Below are 13867 nucleotides of genomic sequence, written 5' to 3' on the forward strand. Positions count from 1 at the left end.
CCGGCATGCGGGGCCGCGCGGTGAGGCGGGATGAGGTCGGGTGAGTGAATCGGTGCGCCCGGGGGGCGCCGGCTCGCTGACCGACCTCAGGCGAAGGTGTCGACCAGCCCTCGCGCGATGCGCGCGGCGGCCGTGGCGGCGGCTGTGCCGGTGACTGAGCCGACACCGCCGAGGCTGGCCGGGCCGCTCTGGCGCGAGCCGTTTTGCCGCGCCTGGGCGTTGAACTGCTGGAACGCCTGCTGCTGTTGCGACGAATCGGCGCTGACCATGGTGTTGCCCAGCGCGATACCGTTGTCGGCCAGCGACGCGCGCAACTGCGGCAAGGCCGCCTGCACGGCGTCGCGTACCGCCGCGTGGGCCGAGACGAACAGCGCCTGGGCCTGGTTGTCGGCCACGTTGAGCACCACGTGCAGCGGCCCGAGATCGGGCGGATTCAACTGCAGCGCCGCGCTTTGCTGGTGCGCGCTGCTCAGCCACACCACCTGCTGGCTGAACGCCTGGCCCCAATGGGCGCTGTCGTCCAGGTGCGGGGTGAGCGTCATCACCAGGGGTGCGGCGGCCTGCAGCGGGACGGCGGGCTGCGCGGCGGCCGCAGTGTTGGTGCCGGCCTGGGCGGCCTGGATTTGCGCGGCCGCCTGCGCGGTTTGCGTGGCTTGATTCGCCTGGCTTGCCTGCACCGCTTGCGCGAGCTGATCGAGCAGCGCATTTTGTGTCGCGCCGTGCCCGTCGGCGGCTGCGCCGGCCTGCCGCGAGTTGCCCGGCGAAGTCGCGGCAGCCGCGCTCTTGCCCGATTTCGCGCCGTCTTGCCCGAGCATTTTCCCGGCTGCCGCATCGGCCCGAATCTGAGTGCCCGGGGCGGCGTCGCCCTGGGCGTCTGCGCTTGCGCCGGCGAGCAGCGCGGCGCCAACCGGCCCCGCCGGGCGCTTGGCGGCGCCATTCGTGCCGGTGGCGGCCAGCGCCGCCGGAGCCGTGGCCGGCGTGCCGGTGCCGGTCGCCGTCGAGGCGTTGCCTGCGCCGGCCTGCACCGGCAGATGACCTGCCATGGCCGCCAGCGCGCAGGCCAGCGCCGCATCGGGCGTGCCTGGGGCCGGGGTGGCGTGGTGCGCGTCGTGCTGGTCGGTTTGATCGGCATCCTGAGCGGTTTTGCCGGTCGACCCATCGGCGCCCTTGGTGCCGTTGGTGCCACTCGACGAGGTACTCGTCGAGGCATGGGGCGATGGGCTCGGCGAGGCGCCGGCCTGGTCGGCCGAGCCGTTGCCGGACGGTGCCGCGTTGACGGCAGGCTCGGCATTGACCTGCTGATCGAGCAGCGCGCCGAAAGTGCCGTCGGCGCTGCCGCTGGCCGGGCTGGCGCTGGTGCTCGCGCTGGCGGCGGCGCCGCCCTGGTTGACGGGCGAGACGTTCAACATGCGCGTTCCTTTGTATCGTGCAGAGTTTGACGCGACCGGCTTAGCTTGGCCGCGTATTCGTCGTTGTCTTTTTGCTCGCGCCTGGCTGTGCGCACGTCCTCACGGGCCTGCGCACGGCTGGCCAGGGTTTCGAACGAATTCAGACGCTGTTTGTGCTGTTGCCAGTCGTGCTGGGCCGCGGCGACTTTCTGCTCGGCCAGGACGAGCAAGTCGCGCTGGCGGCCGATCGCCACGTCGAGCGTGTCGATGAATTGCTGGAAATTGCGCCAGCCGGCGGCGGCCATGCCGTCTTGCGTGGCCGTTTGCAGCCGGTTGCGATATTCGTGCCGGTAGGCCACCAGTGCCTGCAGCTGCCGCTCGGCTTCGGTACGCTGAGCCTGCTGGGCGCCGAGCTTGCGGGCGGCGTCGTCGAGATCCTGCTGCGCCAGTTCGGTCAGTAAATTCAGCGGTAGGTGCTCTGCCATGTCGTTTCCTCAAAAAGGGGCGGCCGCTCAGCTCAGCAGCGCGTGAAGCTGCGTCGCGCTGTCCTGGTAGCCGGCGCGCTCGCGCATGCCCTGCTGCAAAAAGGCCTCGAGCTGCGGGTATAGCGCGATGGCTTGATCGAGCTGCGGATCGCGCCCGGCCGCGTAGGCACCCACGCTGATCAGGTCGCGGTTGCGCTGGTAGCGCGAGAGCATCTGCTTGAAGCGGCGCACGTCGTCGAACTGCCGGTCGTCGACCAGCGCGACCATGGCGCGGCTGATCGAGGCTTCGATGTCGATGGCCGGGTAGTGGCCGGCCTCGGCCAGATCGCGCGAGAGCACGATGTGGCCGTCGAGAATTGCGCGCGCGGCATCGGCGATCGGATCCTGCTGGTCGTCGCCTTCGGTCAGCACGGTGTAGAAGGCGGTGATCGAGCCGCCGCCCTGGGCGCCGTTGCCGGCACGCTCGACCAGCGCCGGCAGCTTGGCGAACACCGACGGCGGATAGCCCTTGGTAGCCGGCGGCTCGCCGATGGCCAGTGCGATTTCGCGCTGGGCCATCGCATAGCGCGTGAGCGAATCCATGATCAGCAGCACGTCCTTGCCCTGGTCGCGAAAATGTTCGGCCAGTGTGGTGGCGTAGGCCGCGCCCTGCATGCGCACCAGCGGCGAGACGTCGGCCGGCGCGGCCACCACCACGGCGCGGGCCAGGCCCTCGGCACCCAGAATGTTTTCGATGAAATCCTTGACTTCGCGGCCGCGCTCGCCGATCAGTCCGACCACGATCACGTCGGCGCTGGTGTAGCGGGCCATCATGCCGAGCAGCACGCTCTTGCCCACGCCGCTGCCGGCGAACAGGCCCATGCGCTGCCCGCGCCCGACGGTGAGCAGGGCGTTGATGGCGCGCACGCCGACGTCCAGCGGGGTGTCGATCGGCGCGCGGCTCAGCGGGTTGATCGGCGTCGTGCTCAGCGATGCGCTGTCGGCATGGCCCAACGGGCCGAGGTCGTCGAGCGGGCGGCCGGCGCCGTCGACCACGCGCCCGAGCAGCGCGTCGCCTACCGGCAGGCGCTTGCCGCCGGTGGCGGGTGCGGCCGGGGCACCGGCCTCGGCTTCGAGTGGAAATACGCGGGCGCCGGGCAGCAGGCCGGCGGCCTCGGTTTGCGGCATCAGGAACAGGCGCTCGCCGGCGAAGCCCACCACCTCGGCCTCGGCCGTGGCCGGATCGCGCTGCGGGTCGTGCACCGGCAATTCGATCAGGCATCCGCTGCCCACCGGCAGCCGCAGGCCGACGGCTTCGAGCACCAGTCCGGCGGCACGCGTCAGGCGTCCGCAGGTCCGTGACGGTTCGCAGGCCCGCAGGCGCGGCAGCACCGCCTGCATCCGGTTGCGCCAGCGCAGTAAGTGGGCATCGCGCAGGTCGTGACGCGGGTTCGATGCGTGCTGATCCGGCTCCGCGATGGCAGGTGTTGCGGCGGCCGGCGTCTCGTCCCACAGGCGAACGCGCGGCCGGGTCTGGTCGTTGTTGTCAGGCGCCGGCTCCAGCAGGTCCGGCGCGTCATCGGGGTTGTCCGCGCTGTGGGCGTCAGGCTGAACGGCGAGATTGGCGCGGCGCGGCGCGTCGGGTGCCGCCGGGATCGGATCGAGATTCACCATGTCTGCTGTTTCCCGAGAGCGGCCGCCACCCGTGCCCACCGGGTCGGCAGGCTCGCGTCGATTTCGCCGCTGGCCGATTGGGCTCGGCAGCCGCCGCGCGCGATCGTCGGATCGGCGCGCACGGTCCAGCCGCCGGCCTCGAGTTCGTCCTGCAGATGTGACTGCACCAGCCCGATATCTTCCGGGTTGAGCAGCAGACGTGGAGCGTCGCCGATGGTCTCGCTGGCCAGCACTTCGCGCACTGCCGGCAGCAGCGCCTCCGGGCGCACCGCGAGGGTTTGCCGCAACGCCTGGTGGGCGATGTCGAGCGCCAGGCTGACCAGCGTGTCGGCGATTTCACGGTCGAGCGCGTCCAGCGCGTCTGTGAAGGCGGCCGCCAGCGTGCGCAGGTGCTCGGCCTGGGCTTGCACTTGTGCCTGCCCGGCCGCCGTGCCGGCTTCGAGGCCGGCCTGGTAACCCGCCTGATAGCCCGCGGCGTGTCCTTCGTTGCGCGCGGCTTCGCGTCGTTGCGCGAGCTCGGCCGCGGCGGCCGGGTCTTCGCGCACCGGCGGTGCGGCGTCGAACGAAGCCATTTCCCAGCGCTGGTAGGCGCTCAGGCGCTCCTTGGGGATCACGCTGGAGCTCATGGGCGACCCCCGCTGGGGCGGATCGCTTTACCGCCGGTCGTCTCGCGTGCGTCACACATAAGCGTCGTCTCCACGGCCGCCGATCACGATTTCGCCGGTGTCCGACAGGCGGCGCGCGGTCTGCAGGATCTTCTTCTGTTCCGCTTCGACCTCCGAGACACGCACCGGGCCGCGCGATTCGAGGTCGTCGCGCAGCAATTCGGCCGCGCGTTGCGACATGTTCTTGAGGAATTTCTCGCGCAATTCGGGCGGCGCGCCCTTGAGGGCGATGATCAGCGATTCCGACTCGACTTCCTTGAGCAGTACCTGGATGCCGCGGTCCTCGACGTCGAGCAGGTTCTCGAAGACGAACATTTCGTCGACGATCTTTTGCGCGAGGTCGGCGTCGTAGGTGCGCACGCTCTCGATCACGGTTTCTTCCTGCGTGCCGCTCATGTAATTGAGGATCTCGGCGGCGGTGCGGATCCCGCCCATCGGGCTGCGGCGCAGGTTTTCGCTGCCCGAGAGCAGTTTGGTCAGCACGTCGTTCAGTTCCCGCAGCGCCGCCGGCTGGATGCCGTCGAGCGTGGCGATGCGCAGCACCACGTCGTTGCGCAGGCGCTCGGTAAACAGGCCGAGGATTTCAGAAGCCTGGTCGCGGTCCAGGTGCACCAGGATGGTGGCGATGATCTGCGGGTGCTCGTGGCGGATCAATTCGGCCACCGCGCTCGAGTCCATCCATTTCAGGCCTTCGATGCCGCTGGTGTTGCCGCCTTGCAGGATGCGCTCGATCAGGCCGGCCGCCTTGTCGTTGCCGAGCGCCTTGGTCAGCACGGTACGGATGTACTCGGTGGAGTCGAGATTGAGCGCGGAGTGCTGCTCGACCTCCATGGAGAAATCTTCCAGCACCGCGAGGATCTGCTCGCGCGAGACCTGCTTGAGCGAAGCCATTGCCGCGCCGAGCTTTTGCACCTCGCGTGGCGCCAGGTATTTGAAGACCTCGGCGGCTTCATCCTCGCCCAGCGCCATCAGCAGGATGGCACTGCGTTGTAGTCCGTCAGCGCTCATCGCCGCTCACCCATGATTTGACCACGGTCGCCATGACCTTGGGGTCCTGCCGCGCCACTTGGCGCGCGAATTCCAGATTGCGCTCGTAATCGCCCGCCTCGGGCCCGGCCCGCCTGACTTCGGTCGTTGTCTCGGCGGCCGCGACGGCTTGCGGCTCGGGCGCCGGCGGGGCCGCCAGCAGGCGGCGCAGCGCCGGGCGCAGCACGCCGAACCACAGATACAGGCCGACCAGGATCACCAGCGCGTATTTGCCGATGTATTTGGCCAGCTCGATATTGCGCGAGCGTTGCCACCAGGGTTGCGTATCGACCGGCGCCTTGGTGAGCTCGAACGGGCTGTTGACGACGTTGACGGTGTCGCCGCGGGTGCCGCTGAAGCCGATCGCGTCCTTGACCAGACCCTGGATCTGCTGCAACTGCGCGCTCGTGAGCGGCACCAGCGCCGGCTTGCCGGCGGCATTGACGCCGGGCCGATAGTTCACCACCACCGCTGCCGAGATCCGCTTGACGCCGCCGCTGGCTTCCTGGGTATGACGAATGGTGCGATCGACCTGATAGTTGACGGTCGAATCCTTGCGGTCGCTGCGCGGACCCTGCGGCGCCTGCGCGGCACTGGCGCCGCCCGGCGGCTGGCCGGTGCCGGCCGCGTTGGCCTGGCGTTGCGATTGGGCCGGCGCGAGGTTGTTGGCCGGCGAGGCGGTCGGCGTGGCTGGCGGCTGATTCGACAGCGCGCCCGGCACGCCGCCCACGGACTGGCCGCCGACCTGTTGGGACTCGCTGGTCTGCTGGCTGAGGATAGCCTGATCGCCCTGATTCGGCTTGTAGGTCTCGGCGGTCTGTTCGACCCGGGAAAAATCGATATCGGCCGAGACTTGCGCGTGCACGTTGCCCTGACCGACCAGCGGCGTGAGGATCGCCTCGATGCGGCGCTGGTAGGACTGCTCGAGTGCGCGCACGTATTTGAGCTGATTGGCGTCCAGGCCGAGCGCGTCGCTCGCCGGCGCCGAGAGCAGATTGCCGTTCTGGTCGAGCACGGTGACGTTGCTCGCGGGCATGTCGGGCACGCTGCTGGCGACCATGTGGACGATCGCGTTGACCTGGCCGTCGTCGAGCACGCGGCCGGGATACAGTGTGAGCATGACCGAGGCGGTGGGCTTTTGCTGGTCGCGCACGAATACAGATGGCTTGGGAATGGCCAGCAGCACGCGCGCCCCCTGCACCGATGAAATGGCCTCGACCGTGCGTGCCAGCTCGCCTTCGAGGGCGCGCTGGTAATTGACCTGTTCGGCAAACTGGCTGATGCCGAACGGCTGGTGGTCCATCAGTTCGAAGCCGACCGAACCGCCCTTGGGCAGTCCCTGGGTGGCCAGCCGCAGGCGAGCCTCGTGCACCTGATCGGAGGGCACCAGGATCGCGCCGCCATGCTCGGCGAACTTGTACGGCACGTTCATCTGCTGCAGCGCGGTGATGATGGCGCCGCCGTCGCGATCCGACAGGTTGCTGTACAGCACTTGATAGTCGGGGGTGCGCGCCCACAGCAGCAACGCCACGAAAACAGCCACCAGGGCGGCCACGCCGAGCATCAGCGGCAAGCGCTCCCGGGCGCGCAGTTGCACCAGGAACGGCAGCTTGTCGGCCGGCACCACGGGCGTAGTCGTGCTCATGCGAACTCTCGCGAGCGCGGGGGCTGCCGCACGACGGTGAAAACTGCGACTGGCATGGTGTCGAACTCTCCAAAAAACGCAAATTCCGGCCCAGGCGCGCACGGACCGGATTGTGCCGATTATTGGCCAGGGCAAGCCATTCCAATTGCTTGAAAAGCGGGGCCTTTTCCCGTTACTTGCACCGCTGGGGCCGGGCGGGCCGGTGCTAAGCTGCGTTTTGTCTGGAAATGGGCCTGATGGGCCCGGGTAAAACGGGCTTCCCGGAGAAAAGCATGGCGATTTCAGGTATCGAATCGATGTTGCAACAACTGCGTGCGCTGGCGACCGGCGCGGCCGATCCGGCTGCCTCGGCCAGCTCGGCCGCGCCTGCCGGCGGTGCCTCGCCCGGCGGCTTTGCGTCGGCGCTGCAGGCATCGCTGCGCGACGTCAGCGCAGCCCAGAACCACGCCAACCAGCAGGCGCAGGCGTTCGAGCTCGGCGTGCCGGGCGTCGGGCTCAACGACGTCATGATCGACATGCAAAAGGCCAATATCGGCTTTCAGATGAGCCTGCAGGTGCGCAACAAACTGGTGTCCGCCTACACCACCATCAGCAATATGCCGGTCTGATGCGATCAGGTGCGCTGTCCACGTCCCGGGGCGCGCCGCAACGGCGCCAGGGGCGGAGGCTTTGGCTTGGGCGGTGCCGGCTTGTCGGTCTTGCCGGCTTCCAGCCGGTACAGCCAGGCCAGCAGTTCCGCGACCGCCTGATACAGCTGCGGCGGGATGCGGGCATCGAGATCGACCTGCATCAAAAGGCCCACCAGCTCGGGCGACTCATGCACGTACAGGCCATGCTCGCGAGCGGTGCGCACGATGGTGTCGGCCAGCAGCCCGTACCCCTTGGCGACCACGCGGGGCGCTTTTTCCTTGCCGGCGTAACTCAGCGCGATGGCGCTGCGCCGAGGGTCGTGCTTGCTCATGGGACGGCACCCGCGTCGGCGGCCTCCGGTTTGTCATCGGGGATCGGCGCCGCAGCCGCTGGCGAGGCGCCCAACTGGCCGATGACCAATTGGCTGGTGCTCAGCCCGTTGGCGGAAAAGCGCTGACGCAAGTCGGCGCCGCCGCCGGCCAGCAATTCGGCGGTGCCCGCGTCGGCGGCCTCGATTTTGGCCTGCAGCTGATTGCCGACCAGCGCGAGACTCACTTCCACCGTACCGAGCTGGGCTAGCGACAGACGCAAATGCGTATGCCAGCTGCTGGGCGCCGGGCGCACGCCGGGCGGCGTGTCCGGCCGCCTTTCCTCGGCGTGCCATTGCAACGGCGCGCCCGGCCACGCCTCGCCTTGCCACTGGAAGCGTGGCACCACCAGCATCTCGAGCTGCTGGCGCACCAGATTCAGATTGCCGCTGACCCCCGCCTGAGCGGTTGTGCCGGCCGCCGCCAGGCCGCCTGGCGCGGCACTCGGCGTCGAGAGCTGCTGCGGGGCGGGCGCGGTGCCCTGTGCGGTGTTCGACGTCGTGCCTGACGGCGTCATGCCCTGGGCCAGCGCCGATGCCGCCGGCGTCGGCGCTGCCGTAGGCGGGCCGGCCGGGTTGGCCGAGTAGAGTGCGTGGGTCTGGCCGGACAAGGTCTCGCCCGATCCGGTGTCCGGATTGGCCGCCGATGCCGGCAGCCCGGCCAGCAGGCGGGTGTCGGGCGGCCACTGCGTTTGCGGCTCGGTTTGCAGTTGCTCGAGCGAGCGGCCGCCGCTGGCCCATTGCGCCAGGTGCGATTCGTAGAACAAGCCGCTGCTGTCCATCGCCTGATGCAGGGCCGCGACGATGACCGGCGCCAGCGCGTGCGTGGCATCGCCCGGCGGCAACGGCCACAAAGGTTCGGTGCCGGTGACCGGGCCGGGCGCGTCCGGGGCCAGGCTCAGCAACGTATCGATGGTGCGTGCCGCGCTGCTGAGCACCGCCGGCGGGCGGGGCGGCGCGGCGCCGGTATTCAATTGGTGTGCGTCGGCGCCGTCGGTGGTGCTGCTCGGTGTGTCGGCGGCGACGGCGACGTTGGTCGAGGCGGACTCCCCGACGGCATTGGCCGGGGCACTGTCGAGCGCCTCCATCAGCACGTCGAGGCGGCGGGCGAGCGAGGAAGCCAGCAGGGAATCGAGGCCGACCATCTTGCTCCCCTTTCATCTTGTGGTGTCGAGCCGCGGCAACGCTGATGGTGAGCGCCGGCCGCGCGTGATCTCAACGGCTGTTGCCGTAAGCCTCTTGCAGGGCGCGCCGCTGATGCGAGCTGCGCAGCAGGCGGTCGAGATGCATCAGATGAGGCGTGGCCAGATCGCGAATGCGCGCGTCGTCATCCAGAATGCGGCGGATAACGGCATGCTTGCGCGCGCGCTGGCTGTCGTCGAGCGGCACCTGTGCGTCGACCGGCTTGAGTTCGTCGACGCGGGCGCGGTACTGCTTCTCGAGCTCGATCAGGCCGTCCCAGTCGCCGTCACGCGCGGCGCGCAGCATGTTTTGCGTCAGGCCGGCGATAAGCTCGTAATGCGACAGAAGCTCGGTGGCCGAATTCATGCGGGTACTCCCTGCGCGGCCACCTGGGCGGCAGCGGCCGCCGGATCGATCGCGCGCCAGGCCGAGCCGATGGTCTCGAGCAGAGCGTCGACGATTTGCAGCTGGTCGGCGTCGTTGTGGAGGTTGGCCAGCAGCAGTCGCTGATTCATATGGTCGTAGAGCTCGGCGAGCTGCTCGGCCAGCGCGCCGCCGGCCTCCATGTTCAGCGCGCCGCGCAGCCCGCCGATGATCGCAATGGCATGCGAGATCGCTTTGCCCTTGCCGGGTATGTCGCCTTGCTGCAGCAGGCGACGCGCATTGGCCAGGGCGGTGCGCGCGCCGTCGAACAGCATCACGATCAGTTGATGCGGGTTGGCCGCGATGACGCCGGTCTCCAGGCCGACTTTGCGGTACGCGTTGGCCGCGTTCATGCCGTACATGAGTGATTCTCCCCGAGCGTTGTCATGGCTTAGCCTTTGGTGGACGAACCCGACGACGAGCCTGAGGAGCCCGACGAACCGGAGGACGATCCCGTTGAAGTGCCAAGCACTTGCTGCAAATAGTTGCTGGTGCTGTTGAGCTGCGAGATGGTCGCGTCCAGCGCGGTGAATTGCGCCAGATACGTGTTCTGCATCTGAGTCATTTGCGCCTGCCAGTCGGTCTGCGCCTTGGTCAGGCTGGTGATCGTCTGGTTCAGGCTGTTGGTCGCCGAGGTCAGCGCGCCCGAGCTGCCGAGAAACCCGGTGATCTGGCTCGACAGCAGGCTGGCGTAGCCCTGCGAAAAATTGAGCGTGCCCCGGCTGCCGGTGGTCGTGCCCTGCACGCTGATCTGCAGGCCGGCGACCGCCGTGCCGGGCGCGCCGGTGAGCGTCTGGCCGCTGCCGGTGGTGGCATATCCGCCGATCGTGCCGGCGATGTCCAGGCCGGTGGTGTTGGTGGTCGTGCCGATCAATGAGGCGTAGCCGTTGCCGCCGGTAAACGACACGTTCGAAGCGCTGCCATAGCGGTTCGAGGTGAATTTCAGCACGCCGCCGCTTTGCGTGACGGCGACCGTCGAGCCGGCGTTGGCGAAGGTGGTGTTGCCGTTGACGGCCGACTGGATTGCCGTGGCGAGCGCGCTGGCGGTGTAGGTGCCGGCCGGAATCGTGATGCTGGACGAAACATTGTCGAGCGTGAGATTCAGTGTGTTGTTGCCGCTGCCGATGACGGTGCTCGCGCCGAGCGTCACCGAGCCTGTCGCGCTGCCCTGCGTGGCCGCCTGCGTGACGTTGACGGCGTATTGCCCGGCTTGCGTGCTGGCGCTCGAGCCGAGATAGCTGACCAGACTGTCGGTGGCCGTGCCGTTGGTGGCAAACAGCGACGCCAGTTGGCTGAAATTGTTGTTGACCGCGTTTTGCAGCTTGGTCGAGTCGACCGATAGCGAGCCGTCGGCCTGGAACTGCACGCCGACCTGGGTGAGCGTGGACAGCGCCGACTGGCCGACTCCGGGCAGCGGGTTGTCCAGCACCGAGCGAATCTGGTTTTGAATCAGCTGCACGGTCGGGTCGCCGAGTAGCGCGCCGGTGTTCTGGCCAGTGCTGTCATAGGCGGTGAGCGAGCTGATCGCGCTGTTGAGCGTGTTGTAGGCCGAGACGAAACCGTTGACCGCGGACGTGACGCCGGCGGTGTTGTTGGCGGTCGTGACGGTGGCGGTGCCTGCCTTGAGCAGGTTCAGGCTCACGCCCTGAATCGCGCCGGCGACGGTATTGGTGCTGCTGGATACGGCCAGGCCGTTGACCGTGAGCTGGGCATTTTGCGCCGCCGCCGTCTGGGTCATGTCCTGCGTGCCGGTCGGGTCGTAGCTGAGCAGGCCGGCGATGGCGCTGTCGGGCGAGCCGCTGCCGGTGGCGCTGCTCGCGCTGATGCGCATGCTCATGTTCTGGCCGGTCGAGGTCGACGTCAGCACCAGGCGATAGGGGTTGCTGCTGCCGTCATTGACGATGGTCGCCTGCACGCCGCCGTTGGCGGCGTTGATCGCGTTGGCGATGCCCTGCAGCGTGTTGTTGCTGCTGTCGATGGTGACCGACAGCGATTGTTGTGCGGCATTCTGGGCGAACGAGGCGCCGCTGTAGGTGCCATTGCTCAGCGTGCCGCCGCTGATGGTGCCGAAATCGATCGTCAGCTTGGTCGGCGTGCCGCTGCCGATGGTGCTGGTGGTGCTGGCCACGCCGGCCGCGCTCAGGCTCTGGGCCTGGGCCAATTGCGAAACGTTGACGCTGAAGTTGCCGGCCTGTGCACCGCTGGCGGCAGTGGCCGTGACGATGGTTTTGTCGCTGCTGTCGGCCGACAACTGCAAAAATTGAGACGGGTCGGACAGGCTGCTGAGCGACGACTGGAACGAGCTCAGCGCGCTTTTCAAGGCGCCGAAGGCCGACAGGGTGGTCTGGTAGCTTTGCTGCTGCGATTTGAGCAGCGTGAGCTTGTTTTGCGCGGGCTGCATCAAGCTCGTCACCAGGGCGTTGACGTCCAGTCCCGAGCCGATGCCGGGGGAAGAAACAAGGCCTGATGAGCTCGACATGATTGATGCGACTCCGAAAATTCAATTAGGCGACTGATCGCGGCATCGATTAAAACGGATGCCCCGTTTGCCGCGCGAACCAACCCGAAAAAGGGGCCGGCCCGCGCGGTGACTACGTTACTGCAGCAGCTTCAGAACCTGTTGCGGCATGGCATTGGCTTGGGCGAGCATGGAGATGCCGGCCTGTTGCAGAATGTTGGAGCGCGTGAGGTTGGCGGTTTCCGACGCATAGTTGGTGTCTTCCACGCCGGAGCGGGCGGAGGTCAGGTTTTGCGCCGAAGTGCTCAAGCTGGAGATGGCCGACTGGAAGCGGTTTTGCATGGCCCCCATGGTCGACTGCAGTGCATCCACCGAGCTGATGGCCGCGTCGATGCGGGCGATGGTGGTTTGCGCGCCGCTGGTGGTCAACACGTCGGCGCTGACCAGGCTGCCGCTGACGGCGGAAGTGCCGGCCAGGCCGAGCGTGGTGGCTTGCGCACCGCTGACGGTCAGGGTGCCCTGGGCGGTCATCGACAGGCTGTTGCCGTCGCTGCTGACGGTGGCGTTCAGGCCGTCGACGCTGGCGCTGTTGATGGCGTCGGCCAGGGACTGCACGGAGGTGAAGGTGCCGGTGATGCTCAGGGGGCTGTTGCTGCCGACCTGAATCGACAGATCGCCGGTGGCCAGCGTGAGCGACTTGGCGGCCACGGCGGCGGCCACACCGGTCGACGTCAGCGTGCCGGGTGTCGTCGGCGGCGTCGCGGCAGCTACGCTCAAAGTGCCGGCATTGATGTCGGAACCGACCACCGAGTAGGCCGTGGTGCTGGTGTTGGAGAAGGCGATGTTGCTGCCGCTGGCCGATGCGGTCAGCCCAGTCAAGCCGGCGGCGGTGATCCCAGCCTGGATTTGCGAGGCCAGGTTGGCGGCGCTGGTCCAGGCCGTGCCGGCGGCCAGCACGGTCGTGCCGTTGACGGTGATGGCGGCGGCGGTGGTGCCGGTGGCGGCGAGGGCAACGCTGCCGGTGGCGGTACCGGTGGTGCCGCCGGTGCCTGCTGCGACCGAGGCACCGCCGAACAGCGTGGTGCCGCTAGTGCCGCCAATCGCGATGGCGCTGGAGGTGGCGTTGGACAGCGAGATCTGGCCGCCGCTGACGGTGGCGGTCAGGCCAGACACGCCGGCGGTATTGATGGCTGCGGCCAGGCCGTTGGCGTCGGCGAAGCTGCCGGTGATCGATTTGCCGCCGATCGACAGCTGGCCGGCGGTCAAGGTGATGCCCGTCGGCTTGATGTAGGCGCTCAGGTCAACCGGGCCGGACTGCGCGATGCCGCCGATTTGCGACGACTGCACGCCGGTGGACAGATTCACCGAGATCGATTGGCCGGCGTTGGCGCCAACCTGGAACGAGGTCACGCCCAGCGAGCCGTCGAGCACGTGCAGGCCGTTGAAGGTGGTTTGCGTGGCCAGGCGGTTGACTTCGGCGATGTCCTGCTGGACTTGCTGGTTCAACGCGGCGCGGTCGGAGCTGGAATTGGTCGCATTGGTGGCTTCGACGGCCAGCGTGCGGATATTCTGCAGGTTGTTGGTGATCTGCTGGAGCGCGCCGCCAGCGGTCTGCACCAGCGAGATGGCGTCGCTGGCGTTGCTTTGCGCTTGCGTGGTGCCGTTGATCTGCGCGGTCATGCGGTCGGCGATGGCCAGGCCCGCGGGATCGTCTGCGGCGCTGTTGATGCGCAGGCCCGAGGACAGGCGCGTGATCGAGGTCTGCAGGCTCGATTGCGAGTTGTTCAAATTATTCTGCGCGATCAGCGAGAATATATTTGTATTGATGACTGATGACATTTAGCCACTCCTTTTCCCGTAAATAGGCATTCGGCGAACCCGCCGTAACTTTGGCCCTGCGGCGCATGCCGCGGAAAAAAGCCGCCGTTGTTTGGGTTATCGGACG

General features: G+C 68.0%; 13 protein-coding genes. 1 reads left to right on the forward strand and 12 read right to left on the reverse strand.

Annotated elements, in window-relative coordinates; all coding sequences use genetic code 11:
• Window positions 1-86: 86 nt before the first annotated feature.
• Genes PATSB16_RS19405 through fliF form a run of 6 tightly spaced genes read right to left on the reverse strand, consistent with a single transcriptional unit; the run spans window position 87 to window position 6862 of the window.
• A complete protein-coding gene (locus PATSB16_RS19405; protein ID WP_052892757.1) occupies window positions 87-1409 on the reverse strand; it encodes a flagellar hook-length control protein FliK in 1323 nt (440 codons plus the stop codon).
• Window positions 1403-1873 (reverse strand): flagellar export protein FliJ, encoded by a 471-nt coding sequence (fliJ, locus tag PATSB16_RS19410; protein ID WP_047215634.1) that lies wholly within the window; start codon window positions 1871-1873, stop codon window positions 1403-1405. The genes PATSB16_RS19405 and fliJ overlap by 7 nt, the downstream gene beginning before the upstream one ends.
• 27 nt (window positions 1874-1900) lie before the next feature.
• Complete coding sequence (gene fliI, locus PATSB16_RS19415) at window positions 1901-3526, reverse strand: flagellar protein export ATPase FliI (protein WP_083566613.1); 1626 nt, start codon at window positions 3524-3526, stop codon at window positions 1901-1903.
• Window positions 3520-4152 (reverse strand): flagellar assembly protein FliH, encoded by a 633-nt coding sequence (gene fliH / locus PATSB16_RS19420; RefSeq protein WP_047215635.1) that lies wholly within the window; start codon window positions 4150-4152, stop codon window positions 3520-3522. Before fliH ends, fliI begins: the two co-directional genes overlap by 7 nt.
• 51 nt (window positions 4153-4203) lie before the next feature.
• Window positions 4204-5199, reverse strand: a complete 996-nt coding sequence (gene fliG / locus PATSB16_RS19425; RefSeq protein ID WP_047215636.1) for a flagellar motor switch protein FliG — start codon at window positions 5197-5199, stop codon at window positions 4204-4206.
• The gene (gene fliF, locus PATSB16_RS19430) at window positions 5189-6862 is read right to left on the reverse strand and encodes a flagellar basal-body MS-ring/collar protein FliF (protein ID WP_047215637.1); all 1674 of its coding nucleotides are present in this window, start codon (window positions 6860-6862) and stop codon (window positions 5189-5191) included. The genes fliG and fliF overlap by 11 nt, the downstream gene beginning before the upstream one ends.
• 272 nt (window positions 6863-7134) lie before the next feature.
• Here fliF and fliE point away from each other — a divergent pair, with 272 nt between their 5' ends.
• Window positions 7135-7470: a flagellar hook-basal body complex protein FliE gene (fliE, locus tag PATSB16_RS19435; protein WP_047215638.1), complete on the forward strand. Its 336-nt coding sequence runs from the start codon at window positions 7135-7137 to the stop codon at window positions 7468-7470.
• Between the two features lie 5 nt (window positions 7471-7475).
• Here fliE and PATSB16_RS19440 read toward each other — a convergent pair whose 3' ends face one another.
• The 6 genes from PATSB16_RS19440 to PATSB16_RS19465 form a co-directional block, all read right to left on the reverse strand.
• Entirely contained in the window at window positions 7476-7823 is a 348-nt protein-coding gene (locus tag PATSB16_RS19440; protein ID WP_047215639.1) for an EscU/YscU/HrcU family type III secretion system export apparatus switch protein, read from the reverse strand.
• Complete coding sequence (gene fliK / locus PATSB16_RS19445) at window positions 7820-9004, reverse strand: flagellar hook-length control protein FliK (protein ID WP_047215640.1); 1185 nt, start codon at window positions 9002-9004, stop codon at window positions 7820-7822. The genes PATSB16_RS19440 and fliK overlap by 4 nt, the downstream gene beginning before the upstream one ends.
• Window positions 9005-9074: 70 nt before the next feature.
• The gene (locus PATSB16_RS19450; protein WP_047215641.1) at window positions 9075-9407 is read right to left on the reverse strand and encodes a flagellar protein FliT; all 333 of its coding nucleotides are present in this window, start codon (window positions 9405-9407) and stop codon (window positions 9075-9077) included.
• Window positions 9404-9826, reverse strand: a complete 423-nt coding sequence (gene fliS, locus PATSB16_RS19455) for a flagellar export chaperone FliS (protein ID WP_047215642.1) — start codon at window positions 9824-9826, stop codon at window positions 9404-9406. The genes PATSB16_RS19450 and fliS overlap by 4 nt, the downstream gene beginning before the upstream one ends.
• A gap of 29 nt (window positions 9827-9855) precedes the next feature.
• Complete coding sequence (gene fliD, locus PATSB16_RS19460; RefSeq protein WP_047215643.1) at window positions 9856-11943, reverse strand: flagellar filament capping protein FliD; 2088 nt, start codon at window positions 11941-11943, stop codon at window positions 9856-9858.
• A 117-nt stretch (window positions 11944-12060) separates the two neighbouring features.
• Window positions 12061-13761 carry a flagellin N-terminal helical domain-containing protein gene (locus tag PATSB16_RS19465; RefSeq protein ID WP_047215644.1) on the reverse strand — a complete coding sequence of 567 codons (1701 nt, stop codon included), beginning with the start codon at window positions 13759-13761 and terminating at the stop codon, window positions 12061-12063.
• Window positions 13762-13867 lie beyond the last annotated feature (106 nt).

This window comes from Pandoraea thiooxydans (genome assembly GCF_001931675.1).
GTDB classification, from domain to species: Bacteria; Pseudomonadota; Gammaproteobacteria; order Burkholderiales; family Burkholderiaceae; genus Pandoraea; species Pandoraea thiooxydans.

What these genes read in the sequence shown, in the direction of transcription:
- fliH (WP_047215635.1), bottom strand. Translation starts at nt 4,152, where the DNA reads ATGAGCTCCAGCGTGATCCCCAAGGAGCGCCTGAGCGCCTACCAGCGC.
- fliE (WP_047215638.1), top strand. Translation starts at nt 7,135, where the DNA reads ATGGCGATTTCAGGTATCGAATCGATGTTGCAACAACTGCGTGCGCTG.
- fliJ (WP_047215634.1), bottom strand. Translation starts at nt 1,873, where the DNA reads ATGGCAGAGCACCTACCGCTGAATTTACTGACCGAACTGGCGCAGCAG.
- fliS (WP_047215642.1), bottom strand. Translation starts at nt 9,826, where the DNA reads ATGTACGGCATGAACGCGGCCAACGCGTACCGCAAAGTCGGCCTGGAG.
- fliI (WP_083566613.1), bottom strand. Translation starts at nt 3,526, where the DNA reads ATGGTGAATCTCGATCCGATCCCGGCGGCACCCGACGCGCCGCGCCGC.
- PATSB16_RS19465 (WP_047215644.1), bottom strand. Translation starts at nt 13,761, where the DNA reads ATGTCATCAGTCATCAATACAAATATATTCTCGCTGATCGCGCAGAAT.
- PATSB16_RS19405 (WP_052892757.1), bottom strand. Translation starts at nt 1,409, where the DNA reads ATGTTGAACGTCTCGCCCGTCAACCAGGGCGGCGCCGCCGCCAGCGCG.
- fliK (WP_047215640.1), bottom strand. Translation starts at nt 9,004, where the DNA reads ATGGTCGGCCTCGATTCCCTGCTGGCTTCCTCGCTCGCCCGCCGCCTC.
- PATSB16_RS19440 (WP_047215639.1), bottom strand. Translation starts at nt 7,823, where the DNA reads ATGAGCAAGCACGACCCTCGGCGCAGCGCCATCGCGCTGAGTTACGCC.
- PATSB16_RS19450 (WP_047215641.1), bottom strand. Translation starts at nt 9,407, where the DNA reads ATGAATTCGGCCACCGAGCTTCTGTCGCATTACGAGCTTATCGCCGGC.
- fliD (WP_047215643.1), bottom strand. Translation starts at nt 11,943, where the DNA reads ATGTCGAGCTCATCAGGCCTTGTTTCTTCCCCCGGCATCGGCTCGGGA.
- fliF (WP_047215637.1), bottom strand. Translation starts at nt 6,862, where the DNA reads ATGAGCACGACTACGCCCGTGGTGCCGGCCGACAAGCTGCCGTTCCTG.
- fliG (WP_047215636.1), bottom strand. Translation starts at nt 5,199, where the DNA reads ATGAGCGCTGACGGACTACAACGCAGTGCCATCCTGCTGATGGCGCTG.